The organism is Nocardia sp. NPDC051570 (assembly GCF_044454005.1).
In the GTDB taxonomy this organism is placed as follows: domain Bacteria; phylum Actinomycetota; class Actinomycetes; order Mycobacteriales; family Mycobacteriaceae; genus Nocardia.
Map to the genome: position 1 here is coordinate 150221 of NZ_JBITDI010000017.1, position 20044 is coordinate 170264.

Sequence of the window (20044 nt, forward strand, 5' to 3'; positions counted from 1 at the left end):
CTCCCGTTACCGAAGGTCGTCGTCGTCGGCGCGGACAGCCCACTGCGCGAACCGCTCGCCGGAATCACGGTTCTTGACGAAGTTGCGCACGACGCGCTCGATGTAGTCGCCGAGTTCGGAGCTGGTCACCTTGTGCTGGCGCAGCTTTCGCCCGAAGGCGCTGTCGAACCCGAGGCTGCCGCCCAGATGAACCTGGAAGCCCTCCACCTGATTCCCGTCGCCGTCGTCGACCAGCTGACCCTTGAAGCCGATATCGGCGATCTGGGCGCGGGCGCAGGAGTTGGGGCAGCCGTTGATGTTGATGGTGATCGGCACGTCGAGCTGGGCGTTGATATCGGCCAGGCGCTGCTCGAGTTCGGGCGCGAGCGCCTGGGACCGCTTGCGGGTCTCCACGAACGACAGCTTGCAGAACTCGATACCGCTGCAGGCCACCAGATTTCGCCGCCAGATCGACGGGCGGGCCTGCAGGCCGAGCGCGTCGAGCTCGTCGATGAGCCGCTCCACCTTGTCATCGGGCACGTCGAGTACGACCAGCTTCTGATACGGGGTGAACCGCACCCGATCCGAACCCGCCCGCTCGGCCGCGTCGGCGACCTGGGTGAGAATCGTGCCCGAGACGCGTCCGGCGATGGGGGAGAAGCCGATCGCGTTGCGCCCGTTGCGCAGTCGCTGCACGCCGATATGGTCGACGACCTGCGTGGCCTGTTCGGGCGCGGGGCCGTCGGTCAGCTTGCGCTTCAGGTACTCGTCCTCGAGCACCTGGCGGAACTTCTCGATGCCCCAGTCCTTGACCAGGAACTTGATCCGGGCCTTGGTGCGCAGGCGCCGATAGCCGTAGTCGCGGTAGAGCGCGACGATGCCCTCCCACACATCGGGCACCTCGTCCAGCGGCACCCACACGCCGAGTCGCTGCGCCAGCATGGGATTGGTGGACAGGCCGCCACCCACCCAGACGTCCAGGCCCGGGCCGTATTCGGGATGTACGACGCCGATGAACGCGACGTCGTTGATCTCGTGGGCCACGTCCTGCTGTCCGGAGATGGCGGTCTTGAACTTGCGCGGCAGATTCGAATACCGCTTATCGCCGATGTAGCGGCGCACGATCTCGTCGATGGCCGGGGTCGGATCGAGCACCTCGGTGAGGGATTCACCGGCCAGCGGCGAGCCGAGCACCACGCGCGGGCAGTCGCCGCACGCCTCGGTGGTCTTCAGGCCGACCTCTTCGAGCCGTCGCCAGATCTCCGGGACGTTCTCGATCTCGATCCAGTGGTACTGGACGTTCTCGCGATCGGACAGATCGGCGGTGTCGCGGCCGAATTCGGTGGAGATGCCCGCGATCGTGCGCAGCTGCGCCAGATTCAGCGCACCGGCGTCGCAGCGCACCCGCATCATGAAGTAGCGGGCCTCGAGAATGTCGATGTTCTCATCGCCGGTCCAGGTGCCGTCGTAGCCCTGCTCGCGCTGGGTGTACAGGCCCCACCAGCGCATCCGGCCGCGCAGATCGGCCTTATCGATGGAGTCGAAACCGTTCTTGCTGTAGATGTTCTCGATCCGGGCGCGGACGTTGAGCGGGTTGTCGTCCTTCTTGCTCTGCTCATTGGCGTTGAGCGGTTCGCGGTAGCCCAGCGCCCACTGCCCCTCGGACTTGCGCTGAACCGGCTTACCGGTGCGTTCGCGCGGTCCGGCGGGAACCTCGGCGCGGCGCGGGCGATCGGGCCGGACGCGGAGTTCGGCGGCGGCCCGCTGCGGGCGATCGGATTCGGACGGGGTGTGACCGGCGTCGGTATTCGACGTCATAGGGTCGCTCCTGCGGGTGGTGATCAGGCCTTGCGGCAGGCGGGAGGGGCTGGCTCACGCCTTCGGCATTTCAGCGGCCGGGGAAGTGGGGCGTACTCATGAGACGCCGAAACCGGGGCAGGGCCGAACTACCGGAGGCGATCCGGCAGACAGCTCGCACTGCACACGCGCTTGAAGTCGACGTGGCGACGCGCCACCAATCGCACTCCAAGTCCGGTCATGGAGCTTATTGTGCCATGTCAGCGGGGTCCTTCCGACCATCCGGCCGTATTTTCCGGTAAATCCCGGGAAATTCCCTGGACGGTCGACCGGATTTGTGAGATGGGTCATAGGGGACATCGCCGCGGACCGCTGATCGGCCCGGACGTGCCTCACATCGGGAGGGTGGTCAGACTGGAGCGGTGACGTCGACCGATCTCCCCGCCGAACTCCGCCCGCCGACCCCGGTCGAGGTGGAGCAACCGGTGCTGCGGGATTTCGGGGGCGGGGCATTCGGGATCTACGTGCATGTGCCGTTCTGCGCGACTCGGTGTGGATACTGCGATTTCAATACCTATACGGCCGGGGAATTGGGGAGTTCGGCGTCGCCGCAGTCGTGGCTGCGGGCGCTTCGAGGTGAATTGGCCGAGGCCGCACGGGTTTTCGGGGAGTTGCCGAGTGCGCAGCCGCCGGTGTCCACCGTATTCGTGGGCGGAGGGACGCCCTCGCTGCTGGGCGGGGACGGGCTCGCGGAGGTGCTCGACGCGGTTCGCGCGCATTTCACGCTGGCCGCCGATGCCGAGGTGACCACCGAATCGAATCCCGAATCGACCTCGCCGCAATTCTTCGAACGCCTTCGCGCGGCCGGATATACGCGGGTGTCGCTGGGTATGCAGTCCGCGGCCGCGCATGTGCTGAAGGTGCTCGACCGCACCCATACTCCGGGGCGGGCGGTGGCGGCCGCCCGGGAGGCCCGGGCGGCCGGATTCGATCATGTGAATCTGGATCTGATCTACGGCACTCCGGGCGAACGTGACGAGGATCTCGATGCCAGCCTCGACGCGGTGCTGGCCGCGGGAGTCGATCACGTCTCGGCCTATTCGCTGATCGTCGAGGACGGCACCGCGCTGGCCCGCAAGGTGCGCCGCGGTGAACTGCCCGCGCCCGACGACGATGTGCTCGCCGCCCGCTATGAACGCATCGACGCTCGACTGGCCGCCGCGGGGCTCACCTGGTACGAGGTATCCAATTGGGCCGCAGGCGATTCCGCGCGGTGCAGGCATAATCTCGGCTACTGGGACGACGGCGACTGGCTCGGCGCGGGACCGGGTGCGCACAGCCATCTCGGCGGCGTGCGCTGGTGGAACGTCAAGCATCCGGCCCGCTATGCCGCGCGAGTCGCCGACGGCGGCCTGCCCGCCGCGGGATGGGAGACGTTGACGAATGAGGAACGTCACACCGAACGAGTGATGCTCACCGTCCGGCTCCGGACGGGTCTACCCCTGGCGGATCTGGCTCCCGCCGAACGTCGTCGCGCGGATCGGGTGATCACCGACGGACTGGCCGACACCGTCGATGACCACCTGATCCTTACCGATCGCGGCCGGCTGCTCGCCGATGCGATCGTGCGGGATCTGCTGGCCTGAGCTACTTGGACGGTTGGGCTGCGCCTCGATCAGCTGTGGGCGTAGGGTCCGAGGTGACCCCGAGGAGCCCCCGTGCCGCAGGCCCACCACATCAGCGTTGTCCCCGACCAGAGCGAATTCGCCGAGCTCCGAGCCGCCGAGCGCGCCGAATCGGCCCGATTGGGCGCAATGGCGGCCCGAGCCGTCGCCAGCCACGCCACCGACGCCGACGACTGCATGTGCCTGTTGGCGATGCTGGGCCTGGACGCCCAGGCGGGCCGCGACGTCCTCACCGACTGAACCAGCGGCGAAGCTCACACTTCCTCGAGGACCTTCGAAGGACCGGACTCAGCTGCCCTTTCGCTCGCTCATGGACCCAGCGTTCGCTCACTCATGGACCCGCGCCAGCGGGTTAGCACTGTTCAGGCGCGTGTGCTAACGATTCGCCATCGGCGCTTTAAACTGGACCTCGGATGAACCGGGGATCCGTGTGAAGGCGGCTGCCGTGCGGCGGTCACGCGCCCCGGGCCGGCCCGATGGCGAGCGAGGAGGTGGGACCGATGTCGAGCACCGAGCAGCGGCGACTAGAGGTCCTGCGGGCGATCGTCGCGGACTTCATAGCGACGAAGGAACCGATCGGCTCGAAGACGTTGGTCGAACGGCACAACCTGGGAGTGTCCAGCGCGACCGTGCGCAACGATATGGCGGTGCTGGAGGCCGAGGGTTACATCACCCAGCCGCACACCAGCTCCGGCCGCATTCCGACCGATAAGGGCTATCGCCAGTTCGTCGACAACATCGCCGAGGTGAAGCCGCTGTCGCCGGCCGAGCGCCGGGCGATCCTCGAATTCCTGGACAACGGCGTCGATCTCGACGATGTGCTGCGCCGCGGCGTGCGGCTGCTGGCCCAGCTGACCCGTCAGGTCGCGATGGTCCAGTACCCGACGGTGTCGGCGTCGACCGTGCGGCATATCGAGGTGGTCGCGCTCAACCCCGCGCGGCTGCTGCTGGTGGTGATCACCGACACCGGCCGCGTCGATCAGCGCCTGGTGGATCTCGGCACGGTCGTCGAGGACGAGGATCTGGCGGCGCTGCGCGGCATGCTGGGCAAGGCCATGGACGGCAAGCGCCTGGCCGCCGCGTCGGCCGCGGTCGCCGAACTGCCCGAGCGCAGTCCGGCTCCCCGCCTGCGCGATGTGCTCGTACGGGTGGCGACGGTACTGGTGGAGACGCTGGTCGAACATCCCGAGGAGCGGCTGGTACTCGGCGGCACCGCCAATCTCACGCGCAATGTCGGTGACTTCGGTGTCTTCCCGGGTTCGCTGCGCTCGGTGCTCGAGGCGCTCGAGGAACAGGTGATCGTGCTGAAACTGCTTGCCGCGGCACAGCAGCCGGGCATGGTCACTGTGCAGATCGGTGAGGAGACCCAGGTCGAGCAGATGCGCGGAACCTCCGTCGTCTCGACCGGGTACGGTGTGCCGGGCGCCGTTCTCGGCGCCATGGGGGTACTGGGTCCGACCCGAATGGACTACCCCGGGACGATCGCTTCGGTCGCCGCGGTTGCCCGTTACATCGGTGAGGTGCTTGCCGAACGATGAGCGATGCGCGGCACGGTTCGGCCGTGCGGCAGGACATATGCGATACACCTTCGGAACAGGACTAGAAGAGACAACACGTGGCACGGGACTACTACGGAATCCTCGGCGTCGGGCGCAACGCGACCGACCAGGAGATCAAGCGCGCCTACCGCAAGCTCGCGCGGGAATTGCACCCCGACGTCAACCCGGACGAGGACGCGCAGGAGAAGTTCCGCGACGTATCCGCGGCCTATGAGGTGCTCAGCGATCCGGAGAAGCGGCGCATCGTCGACATGGGCGGCGATCCGCTCGAATCCGGCCCGGGCGGTGGCGGATTCGCGACCGGCTTCGGCGGACTGGGGGATGTGTTCGAGGCGTTCTTCGGCGGGATGGGTTCGGCCGGGCCGCGCAAGCCGCGCGGGCGGGTGCAGCCGGGCGCGGATTCGCTGCTGCGGACGCGGCTTTCGCTCGCCGAATGCGCGGTCGGGGTCACCAAACATCTGACCGTCGACACCGCGGTGCTGTGCGATCTGTGTCAGGGCTCGGGCACCAACGGCAATTCCAAGCCGGTGCGCTGTGAGACCTGTGGCGGCGCGGGCGAGATCCAGACCGTGCAGCGGTCGTTCCTCGGCCAGGTGATGACCTCGCGGCCGTGCCCGACCTGCCGTGGCGCGGGCGAGACCATTCCCGATCCGTGCCGCAAATGCGGTGGTGACGGCCGGGTCCGGTCGCGTCGCGAGATCGCCGCGCCGATTCCGGCGGGTGTGGCCAACGGCATGCGGGTGCGCCTCGCCGCACAGGGCGAGGTCGGCCCGGGCGGCGGCCCGGCGGGCGATCTGTACGTCGAGATCGTCGAGCAGCCGCACGACACCTTCGTCCGCGACGGCGACGATCTGCACTGCACGATCCGCGTGCCGATGATCGAGGCCGCGCTGGGCGCGACCGTCGTGATCGACACCATCCTCGACGGCCCGACCGAGCTGACCATTCCGCCGGGCACCCAGCCCGGCGAGGTGTCGGTGCTGCGCGGACACGGCATGCCGAAACTGCGGTCCAGCGCGCGCGGCGATCTGATCGCCCACCTGGATATCGTGGTGCCGACCAAACTCGACGCCAAGCAGTCCGATCTGCTGCGCAAGTACAAGGCGCTGCGCGGCAACGAGCGTACCGAGGTGCTCTCGGCCCAATCCGAACACAACAGCGGCCTGTTCGCCCGGCTACGGGCCTCCTTCAGCGGGCGCTGAGTGGCCGCGACGGTTTTCTATCTCGACGAGATTCCCGAGCCCGGCGCCGTCGCGGTACTCGACGGCCCGGAGGGCCGTCATGCCGCGACCGTCCGCCGGATCCGGGTCGGCGAGCCGATCACGCTGTCCGACGGCGCGGGCCTGCTCGCCGCATGCGAGGTCGTCGCGACCGGCAAGGACCGGCTGGAGCTGAAGGTCCTGAATCGGACCGTGGCACAGCCGGTCTCACCGTCGGTGACGGTGGTGCAGGCACTGCCGAAATCGGATCGCTCCGAATTGGCCGTGGAGTTGATGACCGAGGCCGGCGCCGACGCGATCGTGCCCTGGCAGGCCTCGCGCTGCGTCGCCAACTGGGAAGGCAAGGCGCACAAGGGCGTCGACAAATGGCGCGCCGCGGCGCGCTCGGCGGCTCGCCAGTCCCGCCGCGCCTACATCCCCGAGGTCACCGACCTGCACCGCACCGCCGAGGTGCTGGAGCTGGTGCGAAAGGTGAAGGCCGACAGCGGCGTTGTCGCCGCGTTGCATGAATCGGGGGCCGGGCGCTTCGTGGATCTACCCGTCGCCGAGTCCGGCCGGGTCGTGCTCATCGTCGGGCCGGAGGGCGGCCTGGACGAGTCCGAACTGTCCGGCCTGGCCGAGGCGGGAGCCGAGATCGTCCTGCTCGGCCCGACGGTCTTGCGTACCTCCACGGCCGCTGCGGTCGCGCTGGGTGCGTTGGGAGCGCTCACTGCCCGCTGGTAGTGGACAGGCTCCTGAATCAGCCGATGGCCGCGAGGTATTCGCCGTAGAACAACGCCAGGCCGAAGGCCGCGGCTATTCCGCCGAGGAGCCAGAAGCGGATTATCACCGTGGTTTCGGCCCATTGGCCCAGTTCGAAGTGGTGATGGAAGGGGGCCATTTTGAACAGGCGTCGGCGGGTGGTGCGGAAGACGATGATCTGCAACAGGACCGAGAGGATTTCGGCGAAGAAGACCGCGCCGACGACCACCATCAGCAATTCGGTTCGCGTGGTGATGGATAGGCCCGCCAGCAGGCCGCCCAGGGCCATGGATCCGGTATCGCCCATGAAGATCTTCGCCGGAGCCGCGTTCCACCAGAGGAATCCGACGCAGGCGGCCGCGCCTGCCGCGCAGACCAGCGCCAGATCCAGCGGATCGCGCACCTGATAGCAGCCGACGCCGGGCTTGGTCGCGCACGCATAGGTGTACTGCCAGAACGTGATGATGGTGTAGGCGCCCAGCGCGAAGCCCATGGTCCCGGCGGCCAGGCCGTCGAGGCCGTCGGTCAGATTCACCGCATTCGACCACGCCACCACCAGGAAGCAGACCCCCAGCAGGAAGACGATCACCCAGAACGACAGCGTCGCATCGTCGCGCACGAACGACAGATGCCGACTGCCCGGGGTCAGCCCGGAGCTGGTGGGGAACCGCAGCGCGAGCAGGCCGAAGATCACCGCGGCGCCGAGCTGTCCGACGTATTTGCCCTTGGCCGTCAGGCCCAGATTGCGTCGCTTGCGCAGCTTGATGAAGTCGTCGAGGAAGCCGACAACGCCCAGCGCCGTGGACAATCCGAGCACCAGCAGGCCCGAGGCGGTGGGTCCCTCGGCGTGGTAGCGGATTCCGATCAGATGCGAGCCGAGATATCCGGCCCACATGCCGATGACGATCGCGATACCGCCCATGGTCGGGGTGCCGCGCTTGGCCTGATGGCTGGCCGGGCCCTCGACCCGAATCTCCTGACCGAGCCGTCGGCGGACGAACAGCTTGATCAACAACGGGGTCAACGTGATCGAGACCGCGAGTGCGATCATCGCGGAGAACAGGATTTGCCTCATCGCCGACAGATATTAACCAAGATCAGAGCGAGATATCCGTTCGGCGACTCACGCACGCGCCGCGCCGCGGGCGAGGAAGGTCGTCGAGACCGCGGCGGCGGCGAGAATCCCTGCGTAGACGCTCAATCCGGCCCAGCCGTAGCGCGCGTACGGAATACCCGCCGCGCCGCCCACGACGGAACTGCCGAGATAGTAGAAGAACAGATACAGCGAGGAGGCCGCGGCGCGATTGTGGCGGGCCGCCGCACCCACCCAGGCGCTGGCGATCGAATGGGCCGCGAAGAAGCCCACGGTGCACAGCAGGACGCCGATCAGGATGATCGGGAGGCGGTCGGGGAGGGTCAGTGCCAGGCCCAGCGCCATCGTGACCAGCGCCACGATCAGGACCCGCGGGCGGCCCAGGCGGTCGGACAGGCGGCCCGCGATCGTCGAGGACGCGGTCCCGCCGAGATAGAGCACGAACACCAGACCCGCGGTGGCCGTGGATAATCCGAACGGTTCATGCACGAGGCGATAGCCGAGGAAGTTGTACACCGACACGAATCCGCCCATCAGCACGAACGCCAGGACGAACAGGGCCAGTAGCGTGCCGTGCCGCAGATGTCCGGCCAGATCCCGGGCCAGGGTGGTGATATCGAGCGGTTGCGCGACGAATCCGCGCGAATCCGGCAGCTCCCGCACGAACCAGACCGTGCACAGCGCGGCCGCCACGCCGACCGCCGCCGCACCCCAGCGCCACGACGCGCCCTCGAGTACGAACGCCGGAATCAGCCGTCCCGCAAGCCCTCCCACGCTGGTGCCCGCGATGTATACGCCCATGGCCGCGCCGAGCCCGCCCGCTCCGATCTCCTCGGCGAGATAGGCCATCGCCACCGCCGGCACCCCGGCCAGTGCGAGCCCCTGCAGCGCCCGCCCGGCCAGCAGCACCTCGAGATTCGGACTCAGCGGCACGATCAGCCCGATCGCCGCCGCCGCGATGGCCGAGGTGATCATCACCCGGGTCCGGCCGAACCTCCCCGACAGCACGCTCACCGGCACGATCGCCACCGCCAGCGCACCGGTGGTCAGCGAGACCGCCAGCGCCGCGTGCGCGGGCGTCGCCCCGAACGCCGTCGACAGGCTCGGCAGCAGCGCCTGGGCGCTGTACATCGAGGCGAAGGTCGTCAGCCCCGCGGCGAACAGCGCCAGCGTGATCCTGCGTTCATGGGCGCCGGTGCCGACCGGGGCGATCGTGGTGGCCATGCCCCGAGCATGGGCGCGGTCGTTTCCAAAAGGAAATGCATAAAAGCCGAGAGCCTGATACAGATTCTGTATAAGCGCAGAATTGGTGTCGGGACTCGGGAACCGCGAGTGACGATTCGCACGGCGAAAGGGGATGGTTGTGCACAGTGAGAGGGATGCCGCCGTGGCGGTCGAGCGGAGGATCGTACTTCTCGGCGGGGGTTTCTCCCTCGATCCCGATTCGCCGCTGGACGAATTCGTGCTGGCCGGTACCGGATCGGATTGTCCGCGAGTGTGTTTCCTGGCCACCGCGGGCGGCGATGCGCGGGAGGATATCGCCGCCTTCCACGCAGCGTTCGGGCGGCTGAACTGCGTGCCGAGTCATCTGTCGCTGTTCCATGACATCCCCGACGACCTCGAGGCCGTCATGGCGAATCAGGATGTGTTCTATGTCGGCGGCGGCAGCACGGCCAATCTGCTGGCGGTGTGGCGGTTGCACGGCCTGGACCGCCTGCTCGCCGACGCCTATCGCCGCGGTGTCGTACTGTGCGGCGTCAGCGCCGGGGCGGCCTGCTGGTTCGAGGGCTGCCTGACCGATTCGTTCGGCCCGCTGCGCGAACTCCATGACGGGCTGGGACTGCTGCCCGGCAGTTTCTGTCCGCATTTCGATTCCGAACCCGACCGGGCGCCGATGTACATCCGGGCCGTCGAGACCGGATCGCTGCCCGACGGCTGGGCGCTCGACGACGGGGCCGCGGTGCTGTTCCGCGACGAACGACTTGCCGAGGTGGTGGCCGCGACGCCCGCGAGCACCCTCACACGGATCCGCCGGGACGGTGACGGCATCGATATGCGGCGATACGAGCCTCGACTGCTGCCCGGCCGGGTGGATGGCCCGAGAGCCGACCATGTCGGGTGAGGATCTGCACTGGCTGCTCACCCTCGCCGAACTCGAACACGTCGGCGCGGCCGCCGAGCGCCTGCACGTATCCCAGCCGACGTTATCGCGCATGCTGGCCCGGCTGGAGCGCCGGCTCGGCGTCGCGCTGTTCGATCGGCATGGAAAGCGGTTGGCGCTCAACGACTTCGGGCGCGTCTACTACGAACATGCCCGCCGCGCTCAGGCGGAGCTCGATGCCGCCGGGCGTGAGCTCGCCGATCTGGTCGATCCCGCGATGGGGGTGGTGCGGCTGTCGTTTCTGCATTCGTTCGGCGCGCGACTGGTGCCCGAACTCATCGCGGGGTTCCGCCGCGGCTCGGGTCGAATCACCTTCACCCTCAGCCAGGATGCCGCCGAGGTGGTGACCTCCCACGTGCTGCACGGCACCGCCGATCTGGGGCTGGTCTCACCGAAACCGGCCGTCGGCGGACTGGGCTGGCGGACGCTGCTGCGGCAGCGGCTGGCCCTGGCGGTGCCCGCCGATCATCGCCTGGCCGGGCGACGGCAGGTGCGGCTGACGGAGGCCGCCGAGGGCGAATTCATCGCCATGCACCCCGGCTTCGGCATGCGCCGCATCCTCGACGATCTCTGTGCCGCAGCCGATTTCCGCCCCCGGATCGTCCTGGAGTCCAGCGATCTGGTGACCGTGGCGGGCCTGGTCGCCGCGGGGCTCGGAGTCGCGATGCTCCCCTTGGAGGACGAGGCGCCGGTGCGTGGTCCGCAGCCGGGGCCGGTGCTGGTACCGCTCGCCGATCCGGGCGCATCGCGCGCGGTCGGCCTGATCTGGTCGGCGAATGCCACCCCGTCCGAGGCCGTGCGGCGTTTCCGCGCCTATGCCTTCGAGTGGGCGCAGTAGCCTCTCCCGGCTCCCGGCTCCTCCACTCTGTTCCCGGGCGCAGCCCGGGATCGCCCTGTGACCTGGGGGTTGCCATCTATTCACTGGGCGCTGTCGGTCGCGCGCGTTAAACTTTCATCACACAAAGCGAACGTTCGAGACCGGAAGCAGGCCATAGCCACTATTGCGAACCCAAGGTGAATTCGGCGACCCGACAACTCCTACGGCCGGCATCGGAGCCGGCGGCGACGGCTCGGGCCCTGCCGCTCGGACCGTGCGTTCCAGCATCGAACTTGCCCCCGAATCGGTCTTCGGCTTTCTCGGATCGGCCGATGAGAATCTGCGTGAACTCGAGCGCCTGCTCGACGCGGACATCCATGTCCGCGGTAATTCGGTGACCCTGACCGGCAAGGCCGCGGATGTGGCGCTGGCCGAGCGGATCGTCGAACAGCTGGTCGCGCTGACCGGCCGCAACCGGATGGTGACACCGGAGGCGGTGCGGCATACGTATTCCATGCTGACCGAGGGATCGTCGGATTCCCCGGCCGAGGTCCTGAGTCTGGACATTCTGTCGCGGCGCGGCAAGACGATTCGGCCCAAGACGCTCAACCAGAAGCGCTATGTCGACGCGATCGACGCGCACACGATCGTCTTCGGCATCGGCCCGGCCGGTACCGGTAAGACGTATCTGGCGGTCGCGAAGGCCGTGCAGGCGCTGCAGAGCAAGCAAGTGACACGGATCATCCTGACCCGTCCCGCGGTGGAGGCGGGGGAGCGGCTGGGCTTCCTGCCGGGCACGCTCAACGAGAAGATCGATCCGTATCTGCGCCCGCTCTACGACGCGCTGCACGACATGATGGATCCGGAGGCGATCCCGAAGCTCATGCAGTCCGGCGTGATCGAGGTTGCGCCACTGGCCTATATGCGTGGCCGCAGCCTCAACGACTCGTTCATCATTCTGGACGAGGCGCAGAACACGACGCCCGAGCAGATGAAGATGTTCCTCACGCGCTTGGGCTTCGGCTCCAAGATCGTGGTCACCGGCGACATCACCCAGGTCGATCTGCCCGGCGGCACCAAATCCGGTCTGCGCGTGGTCGGCGACATCCTCTCCGATGTCGAGGACATCCACTTCGCCGAACTCACCTCCAGCGATGTGGTCCGTCACCGTCTGGTCGCCGACATCGTCGACGCCTACGAACGCTATGAGGCCGAGACCCGCCCGAATGTGACCGCTGCCCACTATCCGGGCAACCGCGCCCAGCGTCGGGCCGCGGAACGGGGTGGCCGCCGCTGACCTGGATCCCCACCGGGCATCGCGCTGCGCTGCCCGGCGGGGAACTCAGGTGGGTGCTGCGCTGCCCTGCTCGGTGGGGAACTCAGGTGGGTGCTGCGCTGCCCTGCTCGGTGGGGAACTCAGGTGGGTGCTGCGCTGCCCTGCTCGGTGGGGAACTCAGGTCGGTGGTGCGTGGCGCTGCTCGACGCGGAACTCAGGTGGCATGCCTCACCCTGTCCCGCTTTGCGGCGCAGCGCGATGCAAAGCGGGGACCTTCCAGTGACATAAGCTGACCCCCGTGAGTATCGAGATCGCCAACGAGTCGGGTATGGATGTATCCGAGGAGGATCTGGTCAGTGTCGCGCGGTTCGTGATCGGCCAGATGGATGTGCATCCGGCGGCGGAGCTGTCGATGGTGCTGGTCGATCTCGACACGATGGCCGATCTGCACATGCGGTGGATGGAGCTGCCGGGGCCGACCGATGTGATGTCGTTCCCGATGGACGAGCTCGAGCCGGGCGGACGCCCGGACAGTGCCGAGCCCGGACCGTCCATGCTGGGCGATATCGTGCTGTGCCCGGAGTTCGCGGCCGCGCAGGCCGTCAAGGCGGGTCATTCGCTCGATCAGGAGCTGGCGCTGCTGACCGTGCACGGCGTGCTCCACCTGCTCGGCTACGACCATGCCGAGCCGGAGGAGGAGAAGGAGATGTTCGGCCTGCAGGGTCGCCTGCTCGCCGAATGGTACGAGAGCGTGCGCGAGGCGCAGCGCCGTGCCGAACTCGCCGAGCGCGATCGCGCTCTGCTGGGTAAGACCGGATTCACCGATGCCGGTGATCCGTTGGACCCGGCGTGAGCGGTCAGGGCCGGAGGCGGGTAACCATGGAGGCCCCCGCTCATGCCGCGAAGGGCACAGCGTGAATTCGCTGATCCTGCTGCTTCTGGCGATCTTGCTGGTTCCGGTGGGTGGCATGTTCGCGGCCATCGACGCGGCGCTGGTCACCATTTCCCCCGCGCGTGTCGAGGATCTGGTGCGCGCCGATCGCACGGGCGCGCGGCGACTGTCCCGCCTGGTGCTCGACCGACCCCGCTACGTGAATCTCATGGTGCTGCTGCGTCTGACCTGCGAGATCACCGCGACCGTCCTGTTGGCCGCCGCCCTCGACGACGTCCTGCCCGCCGGATGGGCGCTGCTGATCACCGCGGTGGTCATGGTCGTGGTCGACTACATGGTCATCGGCGTCGGCCCCCGCACCCTGGGCCGCCAGCACGCGTATTCGATCGCACTCGGTGCGAGCCTGCCGCTGCAGGCCATCGGCGCGCTGCTGGGCCCGGTGAGCCGCCTGCTGATCGTGCTCGGTAATGCGATCACCCCCGGTAAGGGATTTCGCAACGGCCCCTTCGCCTCCGAGATCGAGCTGCGCGAGGTCGTGGACATGGCCCAGCAGAGCGGTGTGGTGGATTCCGAGGAACGCCGCATGATCCAGTCGGTGTTCGAACTCGGCGAGACCACCGCCCGCGCGGTCATGGTGCCGCGCACCGAGATGGTGTGGATCGAATCGGATAAGACCGCGGCCCAGGCGATGTCGCTGGCCGTGCGGTCCGGCCATTCGCGCATCCCGGTGGTCGGCGAGAACGTCGACGACATCCTCGGCGTGGTCTATCTGAAAGACCTTGTGCCGTACACGGATCGGGGCAAGAAGGTGCGGGTGCTCGAGGTCATGCGCCCGGCGGTGTTCATGCCCGATTCCAAACCGCTCGACGCCCTGCTGGACGAGATGCAGCGCCGCCGCAATCACATGGCGCTGCTGGTCGACGAGTACGGCGGTATCGCGGGCCTGGTGACCATCGAGGATGTGCTCGAGGAGATCGTGGGCGAGATCGCCGACGAGTACGACACGGACGAGATCGCGCCGGTCGAGGAACTCGGCACCGGGAAATACCGGGTGTCGGCCCGACTTTCGGTGGAGGATCTGGGCGAGCTGTTCGGCGAGGAGATCGACGAGGAGGATGTCGACACCGTCGGCGGCCTGCTCGCACACGCGCTGGGCCGCGTGCCGCTGCCGGGATCCAAGGCCGTGGTGCACGGGCTGCATTTGCGTGGTGAAGGTGGAGCCGATGCGCGCGGCCGGGTCCGCGTGCACACGGTGGTGGTGAAGCGGGCGCCGGACAAGCCCGCCGACAAGATCGATTCCGAGCGTGACGGGGCCGAGCCCGGCCGGATATCGGGCCAGGAGGATGGAGATGGCGATGACTGAACGCGACGGCGTGGTATCGGATGCGGAGAACGACAAGCTGCTGGTGCTGGCCCGCGGCGCGATGGGCCGCACGGGCGGCGGCAGCGGCGCGGCCGTGCGGGACACCGACGGACGCACCTACGCCGCGGGCGAGGTGGTGTTGAAGGCGTTGCGGCTCACGGCATTGCAGTCCGCGGTCGCGGCCGCGATCTCCAGCGGTGCGGAGGGTTTCGAGGCGGCCGTGGTGGTCGGCGCGCAGCTGCGCGATCCCGGCGTCGCCGCGGTGCAGGAGGTGTCGCCCGCCGCGCGGATCATCTTCGCCGATCGCAACGGCGGGATCTACGACACCATCGGAGACGGGCCGGATACGACCGGCGGTGACCGCGCATGAGCGAATTCCGTTCCGGCTTCGTCTGTTTCGTCGGTCGCCCCAATACCGGCAAGTCCACCCTCACCAACGCCATGGTGGGCCAGAAGATCGCGATCACCTCCTCGCGCCCGCAGACCACCCGCCACACCATCCGCGGCATCGTGCATCGCGAGCACGCTCAGCTGATCCTGGTCGACACCCCCGGTCTGCATCGTCCGCGCACGCTGCTCGGCCAGCGGCTCAACGATCTGGTGCGCGACACCTACTCCGAGGTCGACGTCATCGCGCTGTGCATTCCGGCCGATGAGAAGATCGGCCCCGGCGATCGCTGGATCGTGCAGCAGATCAAGCAGATGGCGCCGAAGACCACGCTGCTAGGCGTCGTCACCAAGATCGATAAGGTGAGCCGCGATCAGATCGCCGAACAGCTGCTGGCCGTCTCGCAGCTGCTGGGCCCCGAGGCCGAGGTGGTTCCGGTGTCGGCGGTCAAGGGCGAGCAGGTCGAGGTTCTCATCGATGTCGTCGCCTCGAAGATGCCCGAGGGTCCGGCCTTCTACCCCGACGGCGAGCTCACCGACGAACCCGAGGAAACCCTCATGGCCGAGCTCATCCGCGAGGCCGCGCTCGAGGGGGTGCGCGACGAGCTGCCGCATTCGCTGGCGGTGGTGATCGAGGAGATCCTCCCGCGCGAGGACAACGAGGGCATGCTCGATGTGCATGCCATCCTCTACGTCGAGCGGCCCAGCCAGAAGGCGATCATCATCGGCAAGGGCGGTGCGCGCCTCAAGGAGGTCGGCACCGCGGCGCGCCAGCAGATCGAACGCATCCTCGGCACGCGCATCTATCTGCATCTGCACGTCAAGGTCGCCAAGGACTGGCAGCGCGATCCGAAACAGTTGCGCAAGTTGGGTTTCTAGCGTTCCCACCAGGGTTCGGGGCGGTGGCGCTGCCAGCACAGCTCCGATTCCAGTTGGGCCGCGACCGAAACCAGCCGGGGCTCCGAGCAGGCCGGACCCATCAGCTGCGCGCCGACCGGCAGTCCGGCGGCGGTGAAGCCGGCGGGCACGTTCACACTCGGCCAGCCCAGGACGTTCCACGGCCAGGTGTACGGGCAGGCGGCGGTGATGAGGGCGTCGGTGGCTGCGGTGTTCAGGCCCCGCATGGCCTCGACCGGAGGCGGCGGGGTCGCGGTGGTCGGCGCGAGGACCACGTCGAAGTCGTCGAAGATGCGGCCGATGCGCTTGCGCAGCAACGGTTCCGCGGCGCGCGCGACGGCCAGGACCGGGCCGCCCAGCAGCAGACCCATCCGCGCGTTGAAGCGGGTGCGCGGATCCACTTGTGCGCCGGCCAGTTTCGCGAGTTCGGTGCGGATTCCGGCGAGGGAGCGGGGCAGGAAGCTCGCGCCCAGCGCGACGCCGTAGTCCACCTCGGCGACGGTCACCGCATGGCCCAGCCGGCGCAGCGCACCCGCCACATCCTGCACCCGGGCGGCCACCTCGGGGTCGAGTGCGGTCCTGGTCGCGGTGAACGGAATGCCCAGCGCCAGTGCGATTTTCAGCCGCCCCGGATCGCGGCCCACGGCATCGGAGACGATGAGCGCGGGCGGAGTGTGCCGATCGCCCGGATGCGCACCGGCGGCCATATCGAACAGCAGCGCGGCGTCGGCGACCGTGCGGGCCAGTGTGCCGTGCACGGTGAGCCCGTTGAACAACTCGGCCCGCGGCCAGGTGGAGATGCGCCCGCGTTGCGGTTTGATGCCGACCAGATTCGTCCACGAGGCGGGGATGCGCACCGATCCGGCGCCGTCGGAACCCAGTGCGGCCGGGACCAATCCGGCCGATACCGCGGCCGCCGAGCCACCCGAGGAGCCACCCGGGGTGTGTTCGGCATGCCACGGATTGCGGGTGTAGCCGAAGGCCGCGGCATCGGTGAACGGCCATTGGCCGATCTCGCAGGTATTGGTCTTGCCGACGATCACCGCACCGGCCGCCCGCAGTCGCCGCACCACCTCGGCGTCCTCGGTCGCGGCCGGGAACTGCCCGCCGCATCCGAAAGCCGTTGACTCCCCGGTGATATCGGTGTCGTCCTTGATCGCGATCGGTACGCCGAGCAGGGGCAGGCGCTCGCCCGCGGCCACGCGCCGATCGGCCTCGGCGGCCTCGGCCAGGGCGCGCTCGCGGCGCACGACGCGGAATGCGTTGAGGGAGGCCGCACTTGCCTCGATCCGGTCGAGCGCGGCCGTGGTCGCCGCCACCGATGTGGTGTCGCCGCATGCGATCGCGGCCGCCGATTCGGCCAATCCGAGCTCGCGGATGGGCGCCGTCGTCATGTGATCTCCGTCTCCCGATGCCTGCTCCGAACCGTAGCCTGCGGTTGGTCGGTCGTCCACATCGGCGGCTGACTTGCACTGTTTTCAAATCGTAATATCCGCGCGCGACATTTCCCCAGGACCGCCCATTTCCGACCCACCCACGGGCGGTCCGACCGGCCTACCATCCCATCGCGTGAGGTGGATGTCCCGGGCGTTCGGTTCGAAAGAACTGCCGTTGCCATTGCGTTCGGCGCTGGAGTCGGACGGAATCGTCGTATTCGGTCCCATCAGTGGGTCGGTGGCGCAGCGCGGCTATCGGACCGCACTGCATTACGCCTCATCCAGTTGGACCGATATCGCGGCGGGCACCGTGGCCATGAGTAAGCGTCGGCTGATCGTCTGGGGCAATCGGGAGACGCTGGTCGACGTCCCGCTCGGACATCCCGCGGTGACGATGGAGCTGCAGGGACCCGAGCGAATGCTGCTCGAGGCCGATAACTTCGGTATCGATCGGACCCGCACCGGCTGGACCACGGTGCTGCTGCGCACGATTCACGCGCCGCGCATCGAGCAGCTCTACAACGAGAACCGCGACGGGCAGTCCTGAGGGTTGCCTCGCCGCGTCGGGCGGGCATGGGAGGATGTGCCCGTGCGTCTTTACCGTGACCATGCGATCGTGCTGCGCCAGCACAAGCTCGGCGAGGCCGATCGCATCGTCACGCTGCTGACCCGCCAGCACGGCCTGGTCCGGGCGGTGGCCAAGGGTGTGCGACGCACCCGGTCGAAGTTCGGCGCGCGGCTCGAGCCGTTCGCCTATATCGACATCCAGCTCTATCCCGGACGCAATCTCGACGTCGTCACCCAGGTGCATACGGTGGAGGCGTTCGCCGCCGATATCGTCGCCGACTACGGCCGCTACACCACCGCCTGCGCGGTGCTCGAGACCGCCGAACGCCTCGCCGGTGAGGAGCGGGCCCCCGCACCGCGGCTGCACACCCTCACCGCGGGCGCCCTGCGCGCCATCGCCGCGGGACAGCGTCCGCACGAATTGATCCTGGACGCATTCCTGTTGCGCGCCATGGGTTTCGCGGGCTGGGCTCCCGCCCTCGACGATTGCGCCCGCTGCGCCACCCCCGGCCCGCACCGCGCCTTCCACGTGGCCGCGGGCGGCGCGGTCTGCGTGCACTGCCGTCCGCCGGGTTCGGCCACTCCCGCGTTGGGCGTGCTCGATCTGATGAGCGCCCTCAATCGCGGCGACTGGTCCGGCATCGATATCGTCCCCGAGGGCATCCGCCGCCAGGCCAGCGGCCTCACCGCCGCCCATCTGCAATGGCATCTCGAACGTCAGCTGCGCACCCTGCCGCTGATCGAACGCTCCCGCCCGCACATCGTGGCCGAGGCGAGCGAGACCCGCGTCGGTTGAGGGGGGCGGCTGCCGGCAACTGGTCTGAGCTGCCCGAATGTGGAGAATTCACGGAGATACCGCGGGAAATCCGTGGTCGTGCTCGCGCGCGCGGGCGCATGCTGCAGGATTGTGGGCGTGATCGGCAACCGCACCTCCAACGCTCAGGCCACCCGCACCATCCGCCCGCCCACGCCACACCCGTCGGGCGCGCGTCCACCCGCGATCCCGCAGGAGTTCGTGCCCCGCCACGTCGCGCTGGTGATGGACGGCAACGGCCGCTGGGCGCAGGAGCGCGGCCTGCCACGCACCGCGGGGCATGAGCGCGGCGAGGCGGTGCTGATGGATACCGTCGAGGGCTGCATCGAGATCGGCGTGAAATGGCTGTCGGCCTATGCCTTCTCGACCGAGAACTGGCGGCGCAGTCCCGAGGAGGTGCGCTTCCTGATGGGCTTCAACCGCGATGTGATCCGCCGTCGTCGCGACGAGATGCACGAGATGGGGGTGCGGGTGCGCTGGGCCGGGCGGCGACCTCGGTTGTGGCGCAGCGTGATCAAGGAACTCGAGATCGCCGAGGAGCTGACCCGGGATAATACGGTGATGAACCTGACCATGTGCGTCAACTACGGCGGTCGTGCCGAAATCGCCGATGCCGCACGGGAAATCGCGCGCCGGGTGGCCGCGGGGGAGCTCGATCCGGAGAAGGTCGACGAGAAGACCTTCGCCCGCTATCTCGACGAGCCGGATATGCCGGATGTGGATCTGTTCCTGCGTCCGTCGGGTGAGCTGCGCAGCTCCAACTTCCTCATCTGGCAGTCGGCCTACGCCGAATTCGTCTATCAGCACACGCTTTTCCCCGATTTCGATCGGCGCAACCTATGGGAGGCGTGCCTGGAGTACGCCCAGCGCGACCGCCGCTTCGGCGGTGTCAAATGAGCGCGTCGACCGCCGCCGAGGAGTTGCAGATCCGCGCCGGGGCATGCCTGACCCGCTGCGATATCGCGGTGCGGGTCGAGGAGGGCGGGCTGGGTTTCGAATTCGAGGGTGCGCTGTGCTCGCTGCGTGGGGTGAATCTCGCCGATGGGCTGGACGTACTCACCTTGACCTGCGTGCTGGCCTGGGACCGTCCGCTCAAACCGCAGCTGCACAAGCGCGTCGCCGATCGCAACAACGCGATGCAGTTCGGCTCGATCACCGTCATCGGCCACGAGAAGCTGGCCGATGTGATCCTGCGCTACACCTTCCCGGCCGCGGGCCTGTCCGACAACGCGCTGACAACCATGCTGCTCCTGGTCCTCTCCGGCGCAGGCCGAGCCCGAAAGGGCTTGGTGCCCTAGCGATCCCCGCACCCTTTCCCGCGCTTCGCACCCCCTACAGGCGTCCAGAGGGGGTGCGAAGC

The 20044-nt window shown here is 68.2% G+C and carries 21 protein-coding genes; 16 read left to right on the top strand and 5 right to left on the bottom strand.

Going from position 1 to position 20044, the window contains the following annotated elements; genetic code table 11:
• Positions 1–6: 6 nt before the first annotated feature.
• Together ACIA76_RS33910 and ACIA76_RS33915 are read right to left on the bottom strand one after the other, a co-directional pair.
• The gene (locus ACIA76_RS33910; RefSeq protein ID WP_397157819.1) at positions 7–1797 is read right to left on the bottom strand and encodes a nitrite/sulfite reductase; all 1791 of its coding nucleotides are present in this window, start codon (positions 1795–1797) and stop codon (positions 7–9) included.
• Between the two features lie 128 nt (positions 1798–1925).
• On the bottom strand, positions 1926–2018 hold the full coding sequence (locus ACIA76_RS33915) for an Ms4527A family Cys-rich leader peptide (RefSeq protein ID WP_368854180.1): 93 nt from the start codon (positions 2016–2018) through the stop codon (positions 1926–1928).
• Between the two features lie 243 nt (positions 2019–2261).
• Between ACIA76_RS33915 and hemW the strand changes: the two genes are divergently transcribed.
• The 5 genes from hemW to ACIA76_RS33940 all read left to right on the top strand — a co-directional run bounded on the left by hemW (position 2262) and on the right by ACIA76_RS33940 (position 6963).
• Positions 2262–3422, top strand: a complete 1161-nt coding sequence (hemW, locus tag ACIA76_RS33920; protein ID WP_397157903.1) for a radical SAM family heme chaperone HemW — start codon at positions 2262–2264, stop codon at positions 3420–3422.
• Positions 3423–3494: 72 nt separating this feature from the next.
• Positions 3495–3701, top strand: a complete 207-nt coding sequence (locus tag ACIA76_RS33925) for a hypothetical protein (RefSeq protein WP_397157822.1) — start codon at positions 3495–3497, stop codon at positions 3699–3701.
• Positions 3702–3961: 260 nt separating this feature from the next.
• Entirely contained in the window at positions 3962–4999 is a 1038-nt protein-coding gene (gene hrcA / locus ACIA76_RS33930; RefSeq protein ID WP_397157823.1) for a heat-inducible transcriptional repressor HrcA, read from the top strand.
• A 77-nt stretch (positions 5000–5076) separates the two neighbouring features.
• Positions 5077–6222: a molecular chaperone DnaJ gene (gene dnaJ, locus ACIA76_RS33935; protein ID WP_397157825.1), complete on the top strand. Its 1146-nt coding sequence runs from the start codon at positions 5077–5079 to the stop codon at positions 6220–6222.
• Positions 6223–6963, top strand: a complete 741-nt coding sequence (locus ACIA76_RS33940; protein WP_397157827.1) for a 16S rRNA (uracil(1498)-N(3))-methyltransferase — start codon at positions 6223–6225, stop codon at positions 6961–6963.
• Positions 6964–6979: 16 nt separating this feature from the next.
• On the opposite strand, the gene mraY is transcribed toward ACIA76_RS33940, so the two are convergent.
• Positions 6980–8056: a phospho-N-acetylmuramoyl-pentapeptide-transferase gene (gene mraY, locus ACIA76_RS33945; protein ID WP_397157829.1), complete on the bottom strand. Its 1077-nt coding sequence runs from the start codon at positions 8054–8056 to the stop codon at positions 6980–6982.
• Between the two features lie 48 nt (positions 8057–8104).
• Positions 8105–9298, bottom strand: coding sequence for an MFS transporter (locus tag ACIA76_RS33950; RefSeq protein ID WP_397157831.1), 1194 nt, complete (start codon positions 9296–9298; stop codon positions 8105–8107).
• 139 nt (positions 9299–9437) lie between these two features.
• Here ACIA76_RS33950 and ACIA76_RS33955 point away from each other — a divergent pair, with 139 nt between their 5' ends.
• From ACIA76_RS33955 to era, 7 genes are all read left to right on the top strand, one after another.
• On the top strand, positions 9438–10196 hold the full coding sequence (locus tag ACIA76_RS33955) for a Type 1 glutamine amidotransferase-like domain-containing protein (protein ID WP_397157833.1): 759 nt from the start codon (positions 9438–9440) through the stop codon (positions 10194–10196).
• Entirely contained in the window at positions 10186–11073 is an 888-nt protein-coding gene (locus ACIA76_RS33960) for a LysR family transcriptional regulator (RefSeq protein ID WP_397157905.1), read from the top strand. Before ACIA76_RS33955 ends, ACIA76_RS33960 begins: the two co-directional genes overlap by 11 nt.
• 211 nt (positions 11074–11284) lie before the next feature.
• Positions 11285–12349, top strand: coding sequence for a PhoH family protein (locus ACIA76_RS33965; RefSeq protein ID WP_397157906.1), 1065 nt, complete (start codon positions 11285–11287; stop codon positions 12347–12349).
• A 277-nt stretch (positions 12350–12626) separates the two neighbouring features.
• Positions 12627–13181 (top strand): rRNA maturation RNase YbeY, encoded by a 555-nt coding sequence (gene ybeY, locus ACIA76_RS33970; protein ID WP_397157835.1) that lies wholly within the window; start codon positions 12627–12629, stop codon positions 13179–13181.
• A 115-nt stretch (positions 13182–13296) separates the two neighbouring features.
• Positions 13297–14583 (top strand): hemolysin family protein, encoded by a 1287-nt coding sequence (locus ACIA76_RS33975; RefSeq protein ID WP_397157908.1) that lies wholly within the window; start codon positions 13297–13299, stop codon positions 14581–14583.
• Complete coding sequence (locus tag ACIA76_RS33980; protein ID WP_397157837.1) at positions 14576–14953, top strand: cytidine deaminase; 378 nt, start codon at positions 14576–14578, stop codon at positions 14951–14953. Before ACIA76_RS33975 ends, ACIA76_RS33980 begins: the two co-directional genes overlap by 8 nt.
• Positions 14950–15849 (top strand): GTPase Era, encoded by a 900-nt coding sequence (era, locus tag ACIA76_RS33985; RefSeq protein WP_397157839.1) that lies wholly within the window; start codon positions 14950–14952, stop codon positions 15847–15849. Before ACIA76_RS33980 ends, era begins: the two co-directional genes overlap by 4 nt.
• Here the strand turns inward: era and ACIA76_RS33990 are convergent.
• Positions 15846–17261 (bottom strand): amidase, encoded by a 1416-nt coding sequence (locus tag ACIA76_RS33990; protein WP_397157841.1) that lies wholly within the window; start codon positions 17259–17261, stop codon positions 15846–15848. The two genes, era and ACIA76_RS33990, sit on opposite strands and share 4 nt — an antisense overlap.
• A gap of 175 nt (positions 17262–17436) precedes the next feature.
• On the opposite strand from ACIA76_RS33990, the gene ACIA76_RS33995 reads away from it, so the two are divergent.
• The 4 genes from ACIA76_RS33995 (at position 17437) to ACIA76_RS34010 (ending at position 19982) form a co-directional block, all read left to right on the top strand.
• Positions 17437–17850, top strand: a complete 414-nt coding sequence (locus ACIA76_RS33995; protein ID WP_397157843.1) for a hypothetical protein — start codon at positions 17437–17439, stop codon at positions 17848–17850.
• A gap of 42 nt (positions 17851–17892) precedes the next feature.
• Positions 17893–18666 (top strand): DNA repair protein RecO, encoded by a 774-nt coding sequence (gene recO, locus ACIA76_RS34000; protein ID WP_397157845.1) that lies wholly within the window; start codon positions 17893–17895, stop codon positions 18664–18666.
• 117 nt (positions 18667–18783) lie between these two features.
• Positions 18784–19581, top strand: coding sequence for an isoprenyl transferase (locus tag ACIA76_RS34005; RefSeq protein WP_397157847.1), 798 nt, complete (start codon positions 18784–18786; stop codon positions 19579–19581).
• A complete protein-coding gene (locus tag ACIA76_RS34010; RefSeq protein WP_397157849.1) occupies positions 19578–19982 on the top strand; it encodes a hypothetical protein in 405 nt (134 codons plus the stop codon). Before ACIA76_RS34005 ends, ACIA76_RS34010 begins: the two co-directional genes overlap by 4 nt.
• Positions 19983–20044 lie beyond the last annotated feature (62 nt).

Coding starts and splice junctions, on each gene's coding strand:
- ACIA76_RS33910 (WP_397157819.1), bottom strand. CDS start 1,797: ATGACGTCGAATACCGACGCCGGTCACACCCCGTCCGAATCCGATCGC.
- ACIA76_RS33915 (WP_368854180.1), bottom strand. CDS start 2,018: ATGACCGGACTTGGAGTGCGATTGGTGGCGCGTCGCCACGTCGACTTC.
- hrcA (WP_397157823.1), top strand. CDS start 3,962: ATGTCGAGCACCGAGCAGCGGCGACTAGAGGTCCTGCGGGCGATCGTC.
- mraY (WP_397157829.1), bottom strand. CDS start 8,056: ATGAGGCAAATCCTGTTCTCCGCGATGATCGCACTCGCGGTCTCGATC.
- ACIA76_RS33950 (WP_397157831.1), bottom strand. CDS start 9,298: ATGGCCACCACGATCGCCCCGGTCGGCACCGGCGCCCATGAACGCAGG.
- ACIA76_RS33960 (WP_397157905.1), top strand. CDS start 10,186: ATGTCGGGTGAGGATCTGCACTGGCTGCTCACCCTCGCCGAACTCGAA.
- ACIA76_RS33975 (WP_397157908.1), top strand. CDS start 13,297: ATGTTCGCGGCCATCGACGCGGCGCTGGTCACCATTTCCCCCGCGCGT.
- ACIA76_RS33980 (WP_397157837.1), top strand. CDS start 14,576: ATGACTGAACGCGACGGCGTGGTATCGGATGCGGAGAACGACAAGCTG.
- era (WP_397157839.1), top strand. CDS start 14,950: ATGAGCGAATTCCGTTCCGGCTTCGTCTGTTTCGTCGGTCGCCCCAAT.
- ACIA76_RS33990 (WP_397157841.1), bottom strand. CDS start 17,261: ATGACGACGGCGCCCATCCGCGAGCTCGGATTGGCCGAATCGGCGGCC.
- ACIA76_RS34010 (WP_397157849.1), top strand. CDS start 19,578: ATGAGCGCGTCGACCGCCGCCGAGGAGTTGCAGATCCGCGCCGGGGCA.